General features: G+C 71.5%; 1 protein-coding gene. It reads right to left on the bottom strand.

Going from position 1 to position 239, the window contains the following annotated elements; all coding sequences use genetic code 11:
• Positions 1 to 239 (bottom strand): hypothetical protein (locus BST15_RS22325; RefSeq protein ID WP_207572077.1); only part of this gene is annotated, 239 nt, incomplete at both ends.

Below are 239 nucleotides of genomic sequence, written 5' to 3'. Positions count from 1 at the left end.
GCGGTGTTGGTGGTGCCGGTGGTGCGGGTGGTTCGCTGGCCGGTGATGGTGGCGCCGGTGGCGCCGGTGGCCGCGGTGGTGTTGGTGGTGTCGGTGGTGCCGGCAAGGACGGTGTCATGGGTACCGATGCCGCTGCCGGTACCGGGGACACCGGCGGCGACGGCGGCGACGCCGTTAACACCGGCGGCAATGGTGGTGTTGGTGGTGTTGGTGGTGACGGCGGTGCCGGTGGTACCTCG

Origin of the sequence: Mycolicibacter arupensis (genome assembly GCF_002086515.1) — a bacterium.
Classification (GTDB): Bacteria; Actinomycetota; Actinomycetes; order Mycobacteriales; family Mycobacteriaceae; genus Mycobacterium; species Mycobacterium arupense.
This window is presented reverse-complemented; position numbering and strand designations above follow the sequence as displayed.